Source organism: Mesorhizobium sp. M0185 (assembly GCF_040322175.1).
Lineage (GTDB): Bacteria > Pseudomonadota > Alphaproteobacteria > Rhizobiales > Rhizobiaceae > Mesorhizobium.
Window position 1 is genome coordinate 17,388 of the sequence record NZ_JAMYSY010000047.1, and the last position, 17,329, is coordinate 34,716.

The window sequence follows — 17,329 nt, forward strand, 5'->3', positions numbered from 1 at the left end:
ATGGCCAGGGAGAAACTAGCAAAAGAGGCGATCCGCACCGAACTTGCCGGCCTCGACGGCTGGTCGCTGGCCAAGGATGGTGGCTCGATCACCCGCAGCTTCACCTTCAAGAATTTCTCCGAAGCCTTTGCCTTCATGACCCGCGTTGCCCTGGCCGCGGAGAAGATGGACCACCATCCCGACTGGTCGAACGTCTACAAGACGGTAAACGTGACCCTCAACACGCACGACGCCGGCGGCCTGACCGCGCTGGATTTCGATCTGGCCAGGAAAATGAACCGCTATTTCGGCGGCTGAGCCTATCTGCACCTTGCAGCGAGGTTCGGCTTTCACCACATTTTGCGTCGCGGTCACGCGTGAAGTCACGCGACGGCCGCAAGGAGAGGTTGATGGCGCAAAAATCCGGTTTTGATTTCTTCGGCCTCGGCAGCAAGCCGGGCAATGAGAGCGAAGTGCGCGAAAAGTTCTGGCGTACGGCGAAGAAGGCCGCCCGGCAGATCCCGTTCATGGAAGAGGTGGTCGCCGCCTATTACTGTGCCATGGATAAGAAGACGCCGCTGCGCGCCAAGGGCACCTTGCTGGCTGCGCTCGGCTATTTCGTGCTGCCGACGGACGTCATCCCCGATTTCATCCTTGGGCTAGGCTTCACCGACGACATCGCCGTGCTGACCGCCGCGATTACCGCCGTCAGCGCCCACATCACGCCGGCGCACCGGCTCGCCGCCAGGCAGGCCATCGCCGACAAGAGCTGAGCCGGTACGGCGCAAAAAATCGCGCGAGACTTTCCGGCCGTCAAACCCACCGCCGCACCCGCGCCTTGTAGGCGCGATAGGCATCTCCGAACTTCCGCTCGAGATAGCGCTCTTCCGGCGCGATAACGCCGGTATTGATCACCCACAGCAGGGGGATGACGAGCGCGATAGCCCAAAGACTTCCGGCCGCGACGCCGAGGCCCAGATAGACGAGGGTCGTTCCCAGATAGAACGGATTCCTGGTGCGCCGATAGATACCGTCGACGACCAGCGCCGTCGTCGGCAAGGTCGGTGGTATGTTGGTGCCAGCGGCCTGAAAGCGGCCCGCCGCCATAAAGATGAACACGAAGCCACACACCGCGAGCACAGCGCCGGTCAGATAGCGGGCGAGCGCCTGCCCGGCCATGACCGGGAGCGGCACGAGCACCTCGAGCACGGTTGCCGCCACCAGGAAGCCAAGGAAGATCAAAGGCGGCAGCGCAATGACCCCGGCCACGTCGGGCGCGCCCGATCCGCCCGCCGTCTCCCCGGCATCCGACCGGCGCACCGCGCCACCGGCCGTCCGCCGCATGGCGACACGAATGCCGAACACAATCGCCAGGACGGCTGTGCCGCCCGCGAGGATCAGGACTGTCTCGGAAACGGCCATGGCCAAATCTCCCGTAAGCCGCCAGGGAGGGCACCCTGGCCGAGCGCCGTAGCGGCGAACGCAGACATGGTACCGCCTGCAGGGAAATTCGTCACGCACCTCAAAAAGCGAGAATCGCGGCAAGACCTAGCTGCTTGAAAAGTCAAACTCTTGCCGTTTTCGTGGCCTCCAAGTCGCGGCAGGGACATTGCGCCAGCCGCTTTTTCGAGCGGCAGCGCGAAGACGGCGGCGGTTTCCTGGCGTGAACATCCTTTTCTCAGGGGAATTTCACCGTTTGGTAACCCAGATTAAATCAAAATGAAGCGACGGGCAGGACGCCGAGCCGGCCTGCCGCCGCACCAGTGGAATACGGGAAAAGCGATGCGCGGATTGATTGCTATAGTTTCCAGCCTGGCCCTGGTGGCCTTGACGGCGCCTGCGCTGGCGCAGTCGGCAACCAAGATCGGCCAGCATAATGCCTGGGGCACCTACAGTTATCAGGCGTCGGGCGGCGGCAAGGTCTGCTATGTCCTGACGGTGCCAACCGACAAGCAGCCGCCGACGCTCGATCACGGCGACATGTTCTTCTTCGTCAGCCAGCGGCCTGGGCAGCAAGTGTCCTACGAGCCGCAATTCATCGCCGGCTATACCTTCCAGGAAGGTTCCAAGGCCACCGTCACCATCGACAAGAAGTCTTTTTCGATGTTCACGCGCGGCAAGTCGGCCTGGGTCGAGAACGCCGCCGAGGAGCCGGTGCTGATAGCCGCGATGAAGACCGGCACCGACATGAAGGTGTCGGCCAAGTCCGGCCGCGGCAACACCACCACCTACGTCTTCTCGCTGAAGGGCATCTCGGCGGCGCTGGCCTCGATCGCCAAGTGCAAGTAGGCGGTTAGGCGCGGTCTTCCCTTCTCCCACAAGGGGAGAAGGAAGAACCCCGGCATGACTCCGCCGCTAACCTGTGCTATGCGCCGCGCTTGATTTCGGGCACGATGCTGTATTCGGCCGCAAATCGCTTATATTGGCGCAACAATGACCCTTACATTCGATCTTACCGCCGAAGGCGCGCGTGACGCGTTGCGCACCCACACGACGCCTGAAAAGCCGTCGCTGATCGGCTTGACGCGCGCCGAACTCGGGGCCGCCCTCGTCGCCGCCGGCATCGTGCCGGAGCGCCAGGCGAAAATGCGCGCCCAACAGCTCTGGCATTGGATCTATGTGCGCGGCGTTTCCGACTTTGCCGGCATGTTCAACATCTCCAAGGATCTGCGCGCCGCCCTCGACACGCATTTCACCGTTGCCAGGCCCGAGATCGTCGAGGAGCAGATTTCCTCCGACGGAACGCGCAAATGGCTGTTCCGCTTTCCGCCGCGCGGCGCTGGCCGGCCGGTCGAGATCGAGACCGTCTACATTCCCGAAGAAGGCCGCGGCACGCTGTGCATCTCTTCGCAGGTCGGCTGCACGCTGACCTGCTCCTTCTGCCACACCGGCACGCAGAAGCTGGTGCGCAACCTGACGGCGGAGGAAATCCTCGCCCAGCTCTTGACCGCCCGCGACCGGCTCGGCGACTTCCCCGACCGCGATACGCCCGACGGCGCCATCGTGCCGGCCGAGGGCAGGAGAGTGTCCAACGTCGTCATGATGGGCATGGGCGAGCCGCTCTACAATTTCGAGGCGGTGAAAAAGGCGCTGCTGATCGCATCCGACGGCGACGGGCTTTCCCTGTCGAAGAGGCGCATCACGCTGTCGACCTCCGGCGTCGTGCCCGAAATCTTCCGCACCGGCGAGGAGATCGGCGTCATGCTGGCGATCTCGCTGCACGCCACCAATGACGATTTGCGCGATCTCTTGGTGCCCATCAACAAGAAGTATCCGCTGAAGGATCTGATCGCTGCCTGCCGCGCCTATCCAGGCCTGTCGAACGCCAAGCGGATCACCTTCGAATATGTCATGCTGAAGGACGTCAACGATTCCATCGACGACGCCAAGGCGCTGATCAAGCTGCTCAAGGGCATTCCGGCCAAGATCAATCTGATCCCGTTCAACCCGTGGCCGGGCACCAACTACCAGTGCTCGGACTGGGAAACGATCGAGAAATTCGCCGATTACATCAACAATGCCGGCTATGCCTCGCCGATCCGCACGCCGCGCGGCCGCGACATCCTGGCCGCCTGCGGCCAGCTCAAGTCGGACTCCGAGCGCATGCGCAAGGTCGACCGGCTGGCGCTGGAAGCGATGATGATCGCGGGGCATGGCGAGGCGTGAAATACCTCAGGCGATTGGCAGTGACTTTGCTCTGCTACGCCCTGGCTGCCTTCACCATGTCTCTGGTCTTTTTCCTGCTCGATGCACTGATGTGGTGGCGTGTTCCCGCTTTCCTGTCCACTCGAGATAGTTGGTCGCTGTTGCTGCTTGGAGCGATGATCGCAGGCATCTTTGGCGCACCGCTGGCAATCCCGATGGTCATTGCTTCCCAAGTTCTCGAGGCGAGACGCTGGATTCTTTTTGTCGTCGGGGGAGCTTTCGTTGGGACGTGCGTATTTGCGGTCTGGAAACTGCATCCGTCGGCACAGAGGCCACCGGACGTTGACGTGTTGGTGGCCCTAATCATTGCGGGAAGCTTGGCAGGAGCCGTCTATCGCCTGGTCGAGAGCCGGTTCCTGCAAATGCCCGGACAATTCGCGTGAACCGCCTCGTCGCCTATCTGATCCGCTTCGCCGTCATCCTTGTCGGCTACGGCGTTGCTTCGCTGGCGGCAAGCGCCTTCCTTAACGTCATGTTCCTGGCGTCTCTTGGGCTGATAACGGACGAGACGCAACCGGCGGCGCAGGCGTCGCTGTGGTTTTCAATCCCCTTCGTCGCGCTGTTCGTCGCCTATTTCGCCTTCATGCCGGCCGCCATCGCCATCCTCGTCTCCGAGATCCTTGGCCGGCGTGACTGGCTGTTCTATGCGCTGGCGGGCGCAGCGGTGGCGGCGGTCTTCCTTGGCTTCGTCCACCAGACGGCCGATGCCAATTTCGAGGTTACCAATACCAGCGTCATGCTGGCGGTGATCGGCTGCGGCATGGTCGGCGGTATTTTCTACTGGCTGAGCGCCGGGCGCTCGGCCGGAAGCTGGCGTCAGATCGGACGCCCTATTTCGCCTGGGCCGTCAGGATCTTGAGCGCGAAGGCCGAAAAAACTCCGGCAAACAGATAGTCGACGACGCGGGTCACACGCGGGCTGGATTTCATCACGGCCGAGAATTTTTCCGCCGCCAGCACCATCGGCGCCGTTACCGGGATCGCCAGCACGACGAACATCGCGCCGAGGAAGAACAGCTTTCCCGGCGCGTCGGGATCATGCGCGGAGACGAATTGCGGCAGGAAGGTCATGAAGAACAGGATGATCTTCGGGTTGAGCAGATTGACCCCGAGCCCCGCCGCCCAGCTGCGGAACAGCGAGATCTGCGGCCCGCTCTTCTTCTCCGGTGAAAACGCCGACCCTTTTGTGATCGCCTGCCATGCCAGGAAGACCAGATAGCCGGCGCCAAAAATCTTCAGCACGAAGAACGCCATCGGCGAGGCGACGATCAGCGCCGAGACGCCGACCACCACCAGCGTGGTGTGAATCAGCGTGCCGCACAAGGCGCCGGCCATGGAGGCAAAGCCGGTGGCACGGCCCTGGCTCAGCGTGCGCGAGACGAACAGCGTCATGTCAGGCCCGGGCGTGATCGCCAGGATGAAGGTGGCGATGGAGAACTGGATAAGCGTCGTACTGTCGGGGATGAAGGACATGGCTCGTCTCGTAGCGGCAAAAGACGGCGCAGCCATAGCGCAAGAGCCGTGTGCTCGCCAGCCTCTTGGAGATGAAGCATCTGGTCCAGGCATCGTTCGTCCCTTGCGCTGGCCTAAAACGCCGTGATACCTCGCCCGCGAAGAACCCCTGTCGCGGAACTGCCCACCATGTCGAAAGCAAAAGCCGTCAAGAAAGTCGTGCTCGCCTATTCCGGCGGCCTTGACACCTCGATCATCCTGAAATGGCTGCAGACCGAACTCGGCGCCGAGGTCGTCACCTTCACCGCCGATCTCGGCCAGGGTGGCGAACTGGAGCCGGCCAGGCGCAAGGCCGAGATGATGGGCATCAAGGACATCCGCATCGTCGATGTCCGCGAGGAGTTCGTATCCGATTTCGTCTTTCCGATGTTCCGCGCCAACGCCGTCTATGAAGGCACCTATCTGCTCGGCACCTCGATCGCCCGGCCGCTGATTTCGAAACATCTTGTCGAAATCGCAAAAGAGACTGGCGCCGATGCCATCGCCCATGGCGCCACCGGCAAGGGCAACGATCAGGTGCGTTTCGAGCTTTCCGCCTATGCGCTGAACCCCGACATCAAGGTCATCGCGCCGTGGCGCGACTGGTCGTTCAAGTCGCGCACCGATCTCATCAACTTCGCCGAGCAGCACCAGATCCCGGTGCCGAAGGACAAGAAGGGCGACGCGCCGTTTTCCGTCGACGCCAACCTTCTGCACTCCTCCTCCGAGGGCAAGGTGCTGGAGGACCCGTGGACGGAACCGCCGGAATTCGTCCACCAGCGCACCATCTCGCCGATGGACGCGCCGGACAAGGTCACCGAGATCGAGATCGAATTCCTCAAGGGCGATCCGATCGCGCTCAACGGCAAGAAGCTGTCGCCGGCGACGATGCTGGCGGCGCTGAACGATCTCGGCCGTGACAATGGCATCGGCCGGCTCGACCTGGTCGAGAACCGTTTCGTCGGCATGAAATCGCGCGGTGTCTACGAGACCCCCGGCGGCACCATCCTGATCGCCGCCCACCGGGCGATCGAATCGATCACGCTCGACCGCGGTGCCGCCCATCTCAAGGACGAGTTCATGCCGCGCTATGCCGAGCTCATCTACAATGGCTTCTGGTTCGCGCCCGAGCGGCTGATGTTGCAGGCGATGATCGACAAGAGCCAGGAAGACGTCGAAGGCACCGTGCGGCTGAAGCTCTACAAGGGCAACGTCATGGTCAGCGGCCGCAAGTCGAGGAAGACGCTCTATTCCGACGCGCTGGTCACCTTCGAGGACGACCGCGGCGCCTACGACCAGAAGGATGCAGAAGGTTTCATCCGCCTCAACGCGCTGAGGCTGCGGACACTGGCGGCGCGCAATCGCAAGGGTTGATATTCCCAACAGGCCCAATGCTTAGATGAGTTAGGAACCCGGTGAGGACACCGGGTTTTATTTGGCGTCTCTAATATAATAGAAGCCGCGATTTCAGATCGTTTCCTGTTTGACCTTTCCGTGATTTGATCTTACTTCTCTTGCGGGTCGGAGGGCTTTGACAGTGAAAAACAGACTTTTTCTTCTGCTTGCGGCGGTGGCCGTCTTTACCGCGGGTCAGTCCACGCAAGTCCCGGCGGGGCAAACATCCAAGGTCCATACTTGCAAAAGTTTTGACGGCCCCTTCCAGATTCCCGCTTCCCAGAAATGCCCGTTGAGCGGCTACGCGCAGGGTCCCAGAGTCCCGACGGTCATCGGGGACAAGCCAAAAGCGGCTACCCCGGCGCCGCGGAATTCCAAATTCCGTACCTGCAAAAGTTTTGACGGCCCCTTCCAGATTCCCATTTCCCAGAAATGCCCGTTGAGCGGCTACGTGCATTATTGAGCGTGATGTGCCCAGGCGCTTGGCCACGCTTGGAGCTGGTTTCCTGCCCACGTTGGCTGTCCTGGCGAACTTGGCCGTCGCCAAAGCCAACGATGCCCCCCTCCCTTGACCTTCCCGCGCTGGTCGAGTGCAGGGCTGACGTTCCGACCTATAGTGGTTTTGCCCTTTGGCTGAGCGACCGCCCCGATGCGCCCGCAAAGCTCGGCTGGAACGACGTTTCTTCCGGCAATCCTTTCCTCAAGCAATATGAATTGCCGGCCCCGCTTCGCGTATTCGGGCGCGAAACGGCGTCCGTCGTCCTTACCGCGACCGGGCCGATGGCGGTGTTTGACGAAGTTTCCACGCCCGGGGCTTGGCCGGATTTTCGGTCGAATAGCGCAATTCCAGGAAAAGCGTGAAACGGTTTTCCGTCCGGGATTGCGTTAAAACAAAGCTCTAGACTAGGACGTAGACTCGTTACCGCGTAGCCAGATACGGACGGAGACGAGTTTGAGGGCAGCGAGGTAGTTTTCTGCCAGTTTGTCATATCGAGTTGCGATGCGACGGAACTGCTTGGCCTGGTTGAAGAAGCGTTCGACGAGGTTGCGGGCCTTGTAGAGGAAGGGGCTGAAGCACATCGGGTCCTTGCGGTTGGCCTTGGGCGGGATGTTGGCCCATGCCTTTTGCTCGGTGACGGCATTGCGCAACGCGTTGGCATCATAGCCCTTGTCGGCGAGCAGCATGGCACCCTCGGGCAAATCCTTGATAAGTCCGCTGCGTAGGCGATGTCACTCATTTGACCTGCCGTGAGCGTCAGCTTGATCGGCCTGCCTTCGGCGTCGACAAGAGCATGGATTTTGGTCGTCAGCCCGCCTCGGGAACGACCGAGACAATGATCTCGATTCCCCTTTTTGCCGTCGCACCCTGCTGATGGACGCGAACAATAGAGGTGTCGATCATCTGCACCGTGCCGTCATGGGCCTCGGTAATGGCGTCCATCAGCCGATCCCAGACACCTGCTATCCGCCATCGAACGAAGCGGTTGTAGCCAGTGGTGCGAGGCCCGTAGCGCTCGGGCAGATCGCGCCATGGCGCACCCGATCGCAGTACCCAGAAGATGCCGTTCAGCACCCGGCGGTCGTCTACGCGCGGCACGCCTCGCGGCTTGTTGGGCAACAGCGGCTCGATCGCCCGCCATTCGAAGTCGGTCAGATCGTATCGGCTCATGCCCTTATGAATCAGACCCCGCTCAAGTTTGGAACCAGCCAGTCGGCAAACGACCCAATGCGGACAGGACGGCTGCTCACACCTCACTTCCATGTTGGTGAGCTTCGTCCTCAACGAAAAGGTCGAGGCCCCAGCCAACACCGCAATCCGCGAGCACCCTCATCGCGGACGGCTCAAGCCAGATGCCGCACTGCTCGTCGTAGGACGTATAGAACCCGCCATAGATCGTAATCTGCTTCGGCCGCACTTCCTGCCGCAGCCGGGCGAAGGCTTCCTCCCGACCTCGCATCTGCTCGATCAGGTAGTTGACCGCATTCTCGTGCTCGGCCCCACTCCGGAGCCTTTGCCGCGGACCATCGAGGCTCCATCCATTCTTCTTGCGCGGGGAACCGTTACGCATCGGGTCGCCCTTGCGGACTATGCGTGTCGGTTCGAGGCTTAGGATCGCAGTCACCCTCTCGGGGTCCGCATCGAAGTCAGAGATCGAGAGCGAGATCATCGCCTGTCCTAGGTTCGAAAGGGCAAGGCAAGCCCTGCGCAGTTGCGAGACTCTTCATGCTCGCCTCGCGCTTCCAAACCGAGCCCAGTCGTTTTTGCGTTTCCTGTCAGTCGGCATCGATCGCCGTGGCCATGCGGGCGATGGCCTGTTGATAGACGCTCGCCGAATTCCAGCCGGCAATTGCGCCGATATTCGCCTGCGCGCTGGCGCCCGGTCGCCAACCATGACCCTTGAGGAAGTTGGCGGTAGAAGCCAACGCAGTGGCCTTGTCACGCAGGTTTTTGTTGCCTACGCCATATGTCAAAACATTTCCGGGCAGGAACTGCGTGTGACCAATCTCGCCATGCGCGGCACCGACCGACGAGGCGCTCAACGCTCCGCGATCAACCAGCTTCAGGGCCGCAATGGCATGCGGGTAGAAGAACTCCGGACGGCGGCAGTCATAGGCCAGCGTTAAAATGGCGGAGACCGTATTCTGGTTGCCCATGGCGGAACCGAAGCCGGTCTCCATGCCCCAGATGGCGAGCAACACGCCCGGCGACACGCCGTAATTCCCTTCGATCTTGTCGAACAGCGCAGCATTGGCCTTCTTCAGCGCACGGCCCCTGGCAATGATCGCGGACGCGCCACGGCGCTTCATGAAAGCTTCCACTGAGCCGCTGAAAGCCTTATGGATGGCGCGATCGACGGAGATCGTCTTTGTCGCGTAGGTTGCGCGAGCCAGAGCGGCCAGACCCTTCGAGCCGACACCGTCGGCCTTCGCCTCCGCGGCGAACTCCGGTTTCCATGCCTCGAAGCCGGCGCCGCTCTTGCCACAGCTGGCCGCCGCCTGCGCGCCCGTCGCCAGCGCAAGCACCGCCACCACCGTGGCCACTACAAACATCTTCCCCTTGGCAAGAAATGCCATGCTGCTCTCCTGGTTGCCTGAATCACGTTCCCAATTGCGAACTTGCCTGCGAAACACCTGCTTGTCACTGTCCCGGCGCTGCGCCGATGCACTCAATACAGCAGGAACCTCAAATCCACCACACTGGCGGATGCCCGGGAATTTGCCTACGATCAAGTAATTATTGTGGCGGGGACAGAATAAGCATGGAAGACGTTGATGTCGTGATCATCGGCGCCGGTTCAGCCGGGCTTTCGGCTTCCAAGACCCTGCGCGCTGCCGGTTTTTCCTTCAAATTGTTGGAAGCGATGAACCGCATTGGCGGCCGCGCCTGGACCAGCGACCAGCATTTCGGCGTGCCGTTCGACATCGGCTGCGCCTGGCTGCATGCCGCGGACCGCAATCCCTACTTTCCCGAGGCGAAGGCCGCTGCCTGGACGCTTCATCACCACGACATGAATGTCGATCATCTCTATTACCGTGAGCGAAAGGCAAGCGAAGCCGAGGAGGCGGCGATGAAGGTGGCCGACGCAAGGCTGTTCGAACTGGTGGCGGCACATCAGGTGAGGGAAGGCGACGACGACCGCCTTTCGGCATTGCTCGCCAAGGGACACGCGCCGCGCGCCGCCGCAACCTTCGCCGGGCCGATGGATTTCGGCGCCGACGAGGACGAGATATCGATCCGCGACTTTCAGGTCGCCGCCGATCTCGATCCGAATTATTTCACCAGGGAAGGCTTCGGTACGCTGGTTGCCCGCTTCGGCGCCGACGTGCCGGTGGAGCTGTCGACGCCGGTGCGCAAGATCGTCTGGGATGGGCCGGGCGTAGCCTGCGTCATCGATCGCGGTACCATCCGCGCCAAGGCGGTCATCGTCACTGCCTCCCCGGCAGTGCTCGCCTTCGAGGAGATTGCGTTCTCGCCTGCACTCCCCGATGCGCATTTCGCCGCCTTCTTCGACCTGCCGATGGGCATGCTGACCAAGCTGCCGGTCGAAATATCCGGTACAAGACTCGGCCTGGAGCCGTTCGACGATTTGCTGATCGAGCGGTTGGCCCGGCACGACATTTACTTCCTCTGCTTTCCCTTCGACCTCGATTTGATGGTCGGTTTCGTCGGCGGCGATTTCGCTTGGGAGATGTCAGCGGCGGGCGAGGCGGCTGGCATCGACTTCGTCGTCGACCGGCTCTGCGGCATCTTTGGCGGCGACATACGAAAGCATGTCGGACGCGCAATGATGACCAATTGGGGCGCTGAGCGGTTCGTGCGCGGCGCCTATGCGGCGGCGCGGCCCGGCCGCTCGCAAGCGCGCGCCACGCTGATGCAGCCCGTGGCGGAAAAGATCTTCTTCGCCGGCGAGCATTTGGCCGGTCCGCTGATGCAGACCTGCGGCGGCGCCAGATTGTCGGGCGAGGCAGTGGCCAGGGAAGTCGTCGCCCAGCTTGCGGCAAAATAGCATCGGCCGGCAGGAACGTGGGCAGCTGACAGGCGTTTGGCGTTCTCCTGCTCGTATCGTCCTCCGCATTTCGAATGATTTGAGACGCCAATGAAGCTTTTCGACTGCCCGCATTGCGGCCACCGTCTCTATTTCGAGAACGCGCAATGCCTGAACTGCGCCAGCCTCGTGCTCTACGATCCCGAGCATGCGCGCTTCGCGCTGTCCGGCGCCGACGTCTTCCATTGCACCAATGCCGACGAATGCGCCTGCAACTGGATGGCGGAGCCCGGCCACGCCTTCTGCCGCGCCTGTGCGCTGAACCAGCTGATCCCGGATCTGTCGGTCGACGGCAACCGCCGCCGCTGGATCCGTGTCGAGGCGGCAAAGAAGCGTGCCGTCTATTCGCTGCTCGCCTTCGGCCTGCCGGTCGCACCCAAGCAGGACGTTGGCGACGAGATCGGTCTCGCTTTCGATTTTCTTGCCGATCCGATCGGCGGCGGTCCGGGCGGCGAACGTATCCTGACGGGTCATGACAACGGCCGGATCACGCTCAACGTCGCCGAGGCGGATTCGGCAGAGCGCGAACGGCGTCGCGTCGAGATGGGCGAGAACTACCGCACGCTGCTCGGCCATTTCCGCCATGAGTTCGGCCATTATTACTGGGACCGCCTGATCCGCGACGATTCGCAAAAGCTTGCCGGTTTTCGCGCTTTGTTCGGCGACGAGCGCGCCGGCTACGAACAGGCGCTGAAGACCTATTATGCCGATGGCGCGCCGCCCGACTGGCAGCAGCGCCATATCTCGGCCTATGCGACGTCGCACCCATGGGAGGACTGGGCCGAGACATGGGCGCATCACATGCACATCACCGACACGCTGGAGATGGTGCATGCCCTGAATTTCCCGCTCGGCCGGCTGGAAACCGTTGAAGCCAACGAGCTGCCGCGCGCCGATACCGGCGGCAAGCTGCAGCCGGCACCATCGGAACCCGCCTCCAGGCCAGAGCCTTTCGAAAGGATTCTCGACCGCTGGCTGGTGCTGTCGGAGGCGTCCAACTCGATCAACCGCTGCATGGGCCTGCCCGATCTCTATCCCTTCGTCATCTCGGACGTGGCGGCGCAAAAACTTGCTTTTGTTCACGAGCTTTTGACCGACCTGCCGAAAACGACTGGAACAAATCGTGAGCCGGCCGAAGCCTTTTAGCCGGAACGCATGCGGCTTTGCTTCGTTTTCCGTGCCAAGGGACTGTGAAACGGAGAGAAGACCATGAAACGCATATTGTTTCCGGCGGTGGCCGGAGCGCTCATAGCGATGTCGGGCTCTGCATTGGCCGACACCGCCGTCTCGGCCATCACTGATCTCAATGTACGCGCCGGCCCCGGCCCGCAATATCCGGTGATCGGCGTGCTCGCGGCCGGCCAGTCGGCGACGCTCGACGGCTGCATCGCTAACAGCAAATGGTGCACTATCGCCGAGGCTAACGGCCAGGGCTGGGTCTATTCCGACTATGTGACGGCCGATTTCGGCGGCAGCCGTGTGGTCCTGACACAGCGTCCGGCCGGCGCCGACATTGCCGTCGTGACGCCGCCCGCCGATAGCGTCGAGTATTCCGACAGCTATACCGGAGCAATCGTCGCCGGCGAGGCGATCGAGCCTATCCGGAGACCGCCGGCCGAGATCCGTACCTATGTGCGTACGCATCGGCTCGATCCGGTCTATCTGGAGGGCGAGGTGGTGACGGGCGCGACGTTGCCTGACACCGTCGAGCTGCGCGAGATTCCGGACTATGATTACCGCTACGTCTATGTGAACGGCCAGCCGGCACTGGTCGATCCGGGCAGCCGGCGTATCGTGTACGTCGTGCGCTGACGATACAAACAGGGCGGTCGCCCTGTAATGGCGGCCGCTCGCACTCCCGACATTGCCACAAGCCGGCATTGCCGCTGCAATACCGGTTTCCACATTGGGGCCGATGTTCTAGACCTTGCGAGCCGAAGCACCAGCCAGCGAGCCCGCGTGACGATCGACCCAACCGCCTTCCAACAGTACCGGCACACCGCCAACAACAAGACCACTTTGCCGCGGCTTCTGCTTGGAGCGGTGGTCGTCATCCTGTTCTGGCTCGGAACCACTGCCGCCGTGCTGTTCGGCGGCACCTATGCCTTTGCCGTTTGGCAGGCATCGTCTGGCACCGCCCCGCCAGGTGGAGGAGCGGTGCAGGATTTCATGGCCTCTCCTGCGGGCATCCTCGCGGCGCTGGCTTCATTTGCCGGAATCTGGCTCGGCCTTTGGGCTGCCATGCGCTGGATCCATCGCGAGAAGCTGACAGCCCTGATTGGCGTCAGCCGGCGCATTTCTTGGTCGGGGTTCCTGAAAGGACTGACCGCGGTGCTGATCACCTCGCTGCTTTCCGAGATCCTGCTTTATGGTTTGCAGCCCGACATCGCGCGCGGCGCGATCGGCCTGTCCGCGTGGCTTTCGTTCCTGATCCCGATCACCGCCCTGACCTTTCTGCAGACCTCGTCGGAGGAGATGCTGTTTCGCGGTTATCTGCTCAGGGGCCTGGCGAGCCGGTTCCGGAACCCTTTCATCTGGGCGCTGCTGCCGGGATTGCTGTTCACCTCCCTGCACTGGAGCCCAGGTTCGAGCGCTGCCATCAATGCCTGCGTGCTGGCCTCGATCGCCGCCTTTGCGCTGCTGCTAACGCTTCTGGTCTATGCAACCGGTAATCTCGGTGCCGGCTTTGGTGCCCATCTCGGTAACAATCTGACCGGCTTCCTGCTGATTTCGCACCAGCAAAGCTATAATTCCTTCGCCCTGTTCAACGCCAAGCCGCTCGAAGCCGCCGGCTGGACGACTTCAGACGCCGTCCTCATCGCTTCGATCGGCATCGTCAGCAGCCTGTTGACCGTTCTGCTGCTTTTACATCCGCGCTCACCGCTGAAGGTCGAGCCGGATATGGCGCGCGCCGGCAGCGTGCGCTGATGTGCATTGCCTGGTCGTCCTGAGCTATTTGACGCAAAGCTTGACCAAAGCTTGACTCTGCGGCCGATTTCCTGTCTACACGCCGCGAATTCCGCGACGAGTATTCCTCCGAGCAAACCGACCGGGACGCCGAAACCTCTTTGAGGTGAAGTGCTGTAAATCGATCCCGGAGGCCAACACCCGGCAGCGCTGTGCGCCCCCGGGTGCTTTTTGGCTTTGGGCTTTTGCCCGGACCGGCTTTTGCTTGGACAGTCGGCGCGAACGCATTACCTCTCGGGCATCATCCGGGTGCCAGGGAAAAGGAAAAAGAATGTTTGAATCGCTACAGGAACGCACAAGAGGCGTGGAGGGCCGCAGGCCCGACGGGGATCAGCATGAATCCAAGGCGCTCTCGCACGGCGGTTTGACCAATGTTTGAGTCCCTGCAAGAGCGCCTTGGTTCGATCCTGAACGGCCTCACCGGCCGCGGCGCCTTGTCGGAGGCTGATGTCTCGGCGGCGCTGCGCGAGGTGCGCCGTGCGTTGCTCGAGGCCGACGTGGCGCTGGAAGTGGTGCGTTCCTTCACCGACAAGGTGCGCGAGAAGGCCGTCGGCGCCGCCGTGGTCAAGTCGATCAAGCCCGGCCAGATGGTCGTCAAGATCGTCCATGACGAGCTGGTCGACATGCTCGGCGCCGAGGGCGTCGCCATCGACCTCAATGCACCGGCTCCGGTCGTCATCATGATGGTCGGCTTGCAGGGTTCCGGCAAGACGACGACCTCGGCCAAGATCGCCAGGCGCCTCACCGACCGTCAAAACAAGAAAGTCTTGATGGCCTCGCTCGACACGCGGCGTCCCGCCGCGCAAGAGCAGCTCCGGCAGCTCGGCGAGCAGGTCAAGGTCGCCACATTGCCGATCGTCGCCGGCCAGACGCCGGTCGATATCGCCCGCCGCGCCGTGCAGGCGGCCAAGCTCGGCGGCCATGACGTCGTCATCCTCGACACCGCCGGCCGCACCCATATCGACGAGCCGTTGATGGTCGAGATGGCCGACATCAAGAAGATGTCGTCGCCGCACGAGATCCTGCTGGTCGCCGATTCGCTGACCGGCCAGGACGCCGTCAATCTGGCAAAAAGCTTCGACGAGCGCGTCGGCATCACCGGCCTCGTGCTGACCCGCATGGACGGCGACGGCCGCGGTGGTGCGGCGCTCTCGATGCGCGCCGTCACCGGTAAGCCGATCAAGCTGATCGGCACCGGCGAAAAAATGGACGCGCTGGAGGAATTCCACCCCAAGCGCATCGCCGACCGCATCCTCGGCATGGGCGACATCGTCAGCCTCGTCGAAAAGGCGGCCGAGAACATCGACGCCGAACAGGCCGCGGCGATGGCCAGGAAGATGCAGTCGGGCAAGTTCGACCTGAACGACCTCGCCGGCCAGCTTCAGCAAATGTCGAAAATGGGTGGCATGGGCGGCATCATGGGCATGATGCCCGGCATGGGCAAGATGAAGGACCAGATGGCCGCCGCCGGGCTCGACGACAAGATGTTCGGTCGCCAGCTCGCCATCATCTCGTCGATGACCAAGGCCGAGCGTGCCAACCCCGATATTCTGAAGCACTCGCGCAAGAAGCGCATCGCCGCCGGCTCGGGTACCAACGCGGCCGAAATCAACAAACTGTTGAAGATGCATCGCGGCATGGCCGACATGATGAAGGCGATGGGCGGCAAGGGCAAAGGCGGCGGCCTGATGCGCGGCATGATGGGCGGCCTCGCTTCCAAGATGGGGCTCGGCGGCATGATGCCTGGCGGCGCAGGCGGCATGATGGGCGGCGGCATGCCGGACCTCTCCAAGATGGACCCCAAGCAGCTCGACGCCTTGCAGAAGCAGGCCCAGGCGGCCGGGCTCGGCGGCATGAAGGGCCTGCCCGGTGGTCTTCCCGGTGGCGGTGGCCTGCCTGGGCTGCCCGGCGGCATGAAACTTCCCGGCCTGCCGGGCGGTGGCGGGCTGCCAATGCTTGGCAAGAATGGCCTCGGCAAGAAGAAGTGAGGGCGCCATGAACGAAGAGAAGGACATGGCGGACGCGCGTGCGGCGCTGGCCAATTATCGCGCCTCGATCGACAATATCGACGCGGCGCTGATCCATATGCTGGCCGAGCGCTTCCGCTGCACCAAGGCAGTCGGCGTGCTGAAGGCGGAACATGGCCTGCCGCCTGCCGACCCGGCGCGCGAGCAGGAGCAGATCGCCCGTCTTCGCCAACTGGCGAAGGACGCCCATCTCGACCCGGATTTCGCGGAGAAATTCCTGAACTTCGTCGTCCGCGAAGTGATCCGCCATCACGAGCAGATCGCCGCATCCAACGGCGTAGCGAAAACCGGCTGAGGACCAGCCACCAACCGATCAACCAAATCAGAGCTTTTAGGAGAAAAGAAATGCCACTGAAAATCCGATTGGCCCGTGCGGGCTCGAAGAAGCGTCCCTATTACCATGTCGTCGTCGCCGACGCGCGTTCGCCGCGCGACGGCCGTTTCATCGAGTCGCTCGGCTCATGGAATCCGCTGCTGCCCAAGGACGGCGAACGCGTCAAGGTCGACGCCGAGCGCGTCAAGCATTGGCTGTCGCATGGCGCCCAGCCGACCGACCGCGTGCTGCGCTTCCTCGATGAAGCCGGCATCGCCAAGCGCGAAGCGCGCGCCAACCCGAAAAAGGCCGAGCCTGGCAAGAAGGCGCAGGAGCGCGCAGCCTTGCTGAAGAAGGCGCAGGAAGATGCCGCCGCGGCCGTTGCCGCCGCCGCAGCCGCGCCGGCCGAGGCGGAAGCCGCCAGCGCCGAATAAAATCATCTCCACAACCACGAAACGGCGGGCCCTGCCCGCCGTTTTGCTATTGCATCCATATGATGCGGCCCGATCAATAGCCTTCCGGGCAACTCGCAACGTAGACACGACCGTTACGATCGCGATAACGGCATTGGCCGCTTTCGCTGGCACGGCCGATCAGTGCACCGGCCAAAGCGCCGGCCGCACCGCCGATCACCGCGCCCTTGGTCGGGTTGCCGGCCACAGCAGCGCCGACCGCCGCACCGCCCAGGCCACCAACTGCCGCGCCTTGCTCAGTACGGGAGCAGGCACCGAGCGGGACCAGCAAGGCCATCAAGATCATCACCTTTTTCATTGTCGTTCCTCTCCAACAGGGTGCCGTCCTCGCCGCTGCACCCCCTAACTCGCAACCAGGCGATTTGATCCAAAGAAGAAGATCGGCTGCCGCCCGGCGGCGCTCAATTTGATCCAAAGAGTAGAAAGGCGGCCG

Annotated in this window: 19 protein-coding genes and 1 pseudogene; 14 read left to right on the plus strand and 6 right to left on the minus strand. The window is 62.5% G+C overall.

Annotated features, from left to right (window positions below):
- Positions 1-297: a 4a-hydroxytetrahydrobiopterin dehydratase gene (locus NKJ20_RS27130; RefSeq protein ID WP_352748283.1), complete on the plus strand. Its 297-nt coding sequence runs from the start codon at positions 1-3 to the stop codon at positions 295-297.
- A 92-nt stretch (positions 298-389) separates the two neighbouring features.
- Positions 390-752 (plus strand): YkvA family protein, encoded by a 363-nt coding sequence (locus tag NKJ20_RS27135; protein WP_031212728.1) that lies wholly within the window; start codon positions 390-392, stop codon positions 750-752.
- A 40-nt stretch (positions 753-792) separates the two neighbouring features.
- On the opposite strand, the gene NKJ20_RS27140 is transcribed toward NKJ20_RS27135, so the two are convergent.
- Positions 793-1,401: a methyltransferase family protein gene (locus NKJ20_RS27140; protein ID WP_352456357.1), complete on the minus strand. Its 609-nt coding sequence runs from the start codon at positions 1,399-1,401 to the stop codon at positions 793-795.
- Positions 1,402-1,761: 360 nt separating this feature from the next.
- Here NKJ20_RS27140 and NKJ20_RS27145 point away from each other — a divergent pair, with 360 nt between their 5' ends.
- The 4 genes from NKJ20_RS27145 to NKJ20_RS27160 all read left to right on the plus strand — a co-directional run bounded on the left by NKJ20_RS27145 (position 1,762) and on the right by NKJ20_RS27160 (position 4,543).
- Complete coding sequence (locus NKJ20_RS27145; RefSeq protein ID WP_023721899.1) at positions 1,762-2,268, plus strand: invasion associated locus B family protein; 507 nt, start codon at positions 1,762-1,764, stop codon at positions 2,266-2,268.
- A gap of 144 nt (positions 2,269-2,412) precedes the next feature.
- A complete protein-coding gene (gene rlmN, locus NKJ20_RS27150) occupies positions 2,413-3,645 on the plus strand; it encodes a dual-specificity RNA methyltransferase RlmN (RefSeq protein ID WP_352748284.1) in 1,233 nt (410 codons plus the stop codon).
- The gene (locus NKJ20_RS27155) at positions 3,642-4,067 is read left to right on the plus strand and encodes a hypothetical protein (protein ID WP_352470834.1); all 426 of its coding nucleotides are present in this window, start codon (positions 3,642-3,644) and stop codon (positions 4,065-4,067) included. The genes rlmN and NKJ20_RS27155 overlap by 4 nt, the downstream gene beginning before the upstream one ends.
- Positions 4,064-4,543 (plus strand): hypothetical protein, encoded by a 480-nt coding sequence (locus NKJ20_RS27160; RefSeq protein ID WP_352540808.1) that lies wholly within the window; start codon positions 4,064-4,066, stop codon positions 4,541-4,543. Before NKJ20_RS27155 ends, NKJ20_RS27160 begins: the two co-directional genes overlap by 4 nt.
- Here the strand turns inward: NKJ20_RS27160 and NKJ20_RS27165 are convergent.
- Positions 4,515-5,156, minus strand: coding sequence for a LysE family translocator (locus NKJ20_RS27165; RefSeq protein WP_352470836.1), 642 nt, complete (start codon positions 5,154-5,156; stop codon positions 4,515-4,517). The genes NKJ20_RS27160 and NKJ20_RS27165 overlap by 29 nt on opposite strands.
- 168 nt (positions 5,157-5,324) lie before the next feature.
- Between NKJ20_RS27165 and NKJ20_RS27170 the strand changes: the two genes are divergently transcribed.
- Positions 5,325-6,548, plus strand: a complete 1,224-nt coding sequence (locus tag NKJ20_RS27170) for an argininosuccinate synthase (protein WP_352685353.1) — start codon at positions 5,325-5,327, stop codon at positions 6,546-6,548.
- A 924-nt stretch (positions 6,549-7,472) separates the two neighbouring features.
- On the opposite strand, the pseudogene NKJ20_RS27175 reads toward NKJ20_RS27170, so the two are convergent.
- The 3 genes and pseudogenes from NKJ20_RS27175 to NKJ20_RS27185 all read right to left on the minus strand — a co-directional run bounded on the left by NKJ20_RS27175 (position 7,473) and on the right by NKJ20_RS27185 (position 9,644).
- Positions 7,473-8,238 (minus strand): annotated as a pseudogene (locus tag NKJ20_RS27175) (IS5 family transposase).
- 76 nt (positions 8,239-8,314) lie between these two features.
- Positions 8,315-8,737 (minus strand): DUF4279 domain-containing protein, encoded by a 423-nt coding sequence (locus tag NKJ20_RS27180; RefSeq protein WP_352748287.1) that lies wholly within the window; start codon positions 8,735-8,737, stop codon positions 8,315-8,317.
- Positions 8,738-8,843: 106 nt separating this feature from the next.
- Positions 8,844-9,644 (minus strand): lytic murein transglycosylase, encoded by an 801-nt coding sequence (locus tag NKJ20_RS27185; protein WP_352450205.1) that lies wholly within the window; start codon positions 9,642-9,644, stop codon positions 8,844-8,846.
- 185 nt (positions 9,645-9,829) lie between these two features.
- Here NKJ20_RS27185 and NKJ20_RS27190 point away from each other — a divergent pair, with 185 nt between their 5' ends.
- The 7 genes from NKJ20_RS27190 (at position 9,830) to rpsP (ending at position 16,857) form a co-directional block, all read left to right on the plus strand.
- Positions 9,830-11,077: a flavin monoamine oxidase family protein gene (locus tag NKJ20_RS27190; protein ID WP_352450206.1), complete on the plus strand. Its 1,248-nt coding sequence runs from the start codon at positions 9,830-9,832 to the stop codon at positions 11,075-11,077.
- Positions 11,078-11,167: 90 nt separating this feature from the next.
- Complete coding sequence (locus NKJ20_RS27195; RefSeq protein WP_352450207.1) at positions 11,168-12,262, plus strand: zinc-binding metallopeptidase family protein; 1,095 nt, start codon at positions 11,168-11,170, stop codon at positions 12,260-12,262.
- Between the two features lie 63 nt (positions 12,263-12,325).
- Positions 12,326-12,928 (plus strand): DUF1236 domain-containing protein, encoded by a 603-nt coding sequence (locus tag NKJ20_RS27200; protein ID WP_352450208.1) that lies wholly within the window; start codon positions 12,326-12,328, stop codon positions 12,926-12,928.
- 147 nt (positions 12,929-13,075) lie between these two features.
- Positions 13,076-14,044, plus strand: coding sequence for a CPBP family intramembrane glutamic endopeptidase (locus NKJ20_RS27205; RefSeq protein WP_352748290.1), 969 nt, complete (start codon positions 13,076-13,078; stop codon positions 14,042-14,044).
- Positions 14,045-14,454: 410 nt separating this feature from the next.
- Entirely contained in the window at positions 14,455-16,071 is a 1,617-nt protein-coding gene (gene ffh / locus NKJ20_RS27210) for a signal recognition particle protein (protein ID WP_352748291.1), read from the plus strand.
- Positions 16,072-16,078: 7 nt separating this feature from the next.
- Positions 16,079-16,405, plus strand: coding sequence for a chorismate mutase (locus NKJ20_RS27215; RefSeq protein ID WP_352450211.1), 327 nt, complete (start codon positions 16,079-16,081; stop codon positions 16,403-16,405).
- Between the two features lie 50 nt (positions 16,406-16,455).
- Positions 16,456-16,857 carry a 30S ribosomal protein S16 gene (gene rpsP / locus NKJ20_RS27220; protein WP_352450212.1) on the plus strand — a complete coding sequence of 134 codons (402 nt, stop codon included), beginning with the start codon at positions 16,456-16,458 and terminating at the stop codon, positions 16,855-16,857.
- Positions 16,858-16,930: 73 nt separating this feature from the next.
- On the opposite strand, the gene NKJ20_RS27225 is transcribed toward rpsP, so the two are convergent.
- Complete coding sequence (locus tag NKJ20_RS27225; RefSeq protein WP_023680734.1) at positions 16,931-17,194, minus strand: YMGG-like glycine zipper-containing protein; 264 nt, start codon at positions 17,192-17,194, stop codon at positions 16,931-16,933.
- Positions 17,195-17,329 lie beyond the last annotated feature (135 nt).

Bases quoted from the DNA above. Each gene is read 5' to 3' on its own strand.
- NKJ20_RS27130 (WP_352748283.1), top strand. From the start codon at position 1: ATGGCCAGGGAGAAACTAGCAAAAGAGGCGATCCGCACCGAACTTGCC.
- NKJ20_RS27135 (WP_031212728.1), top strand. From the start codon at position 390: ATGGCGCAAAAATCCGGTTTTGATTTCTTCGGCCTCGGCAGCAAGCCG.
- NKJ20_RS27140 (WP_352456357.1), bottom strand. From the start codon at position 1,401: ATGGCCGTTTCCGAGACAGTCCTGATCCTCGCGGGCGGCACAGCCGTC.
- NKJ20_RS27145 (WP_023721899.1), top strand. From the start codon at position 1,762: ATGCGCGGATTGATTGCTATAGTTTCCAGCCTGGCCCTGGTGGCCTTG.
- rlmN (WP_352748284.1), top strand. From the start codon at position 2,413: ATGACCCTTACATTCGATCTTACCGCCGAAGGCGCGCGTGACGCGTTG.
- NKJ20_RS27165 (WP_352470836.1), bottom strand. From the start codon at position 5,156: ATGTCCTTCATCCCCGACAGTACGACGCTTATCCAGTTCTCCATCGCC.
- NKJ20_RS27170 (WP_352685353.1), top strand. From the start codon at position 5,325: ATGTCGAAAGCAAAAGCCGTCAAGAAAGTCGTGCTCGCCTATTCCGGC.
- NKJ20_RS27180 (WP_352748287.1), bottom strand. From the start codon at position 8,737: ATGATCTCGCTCTCGATCTCTGACTTCGATGCGGACCCCGAGAGGGTG.
- NKJ20_RS27185 (WP_352450205.1), bottom strand. From the start codon at position 9,644: ATGGCATTTCTTGCCAAGGGGAAGATGTTTGTAGTGGCCACGGTGGTG.
- NKJ20_RS27190 (WP_352450206.1), top strand. From the start codon at position 9,830: ATGGAAGACGTTGATGTCGTGATCATCGGCGCCGGTTCAGCCGGGCTT.
- NKJ20_RS27195 (WP_352450207.1), top strand. From the start codon at position 11,168: ATGAAGCTTTTCGACTGCCCGCATTGCGGCCACCGTCTCTATTTCGAG.
- NKJ20_RS27200 (WP_352450208.1), top strand. From the start codon at position 12,326: ATGAAACGCATATTGTTTCCGGCGGTGGCCGGAGCGCTCATAGCGATG.
- ffh (WP_352748291.1), top strand. From the start codon at position 14,455: ATGTTTGAGTCCCTGCAAGAGCGCCTTGGTTCGATCCTGAACGGCCTC.
- NKJ20_RS27215 (WP_352450211.1), top strand. From the start codon at position 16,079: ATGAACGAAGAGAAGGACATGGCGGACGCGCGTGCGGCGCTGGCCAAT.
- rpsP (WP_352450212.1), top strand. From the start codon at position 16,456: ATGCCACTGAAAATCCGATTGGCCCGTGCGGGCTCGAAGAAGCGTCCC.
- NKJ20_RS27225 (WP_023680734.1), bottom strand. From the start codon at position 17,194: ATGAAAAAGGTGATGATCTTGATGGCCTTGCTGGTCCCGCTCGGTGCC.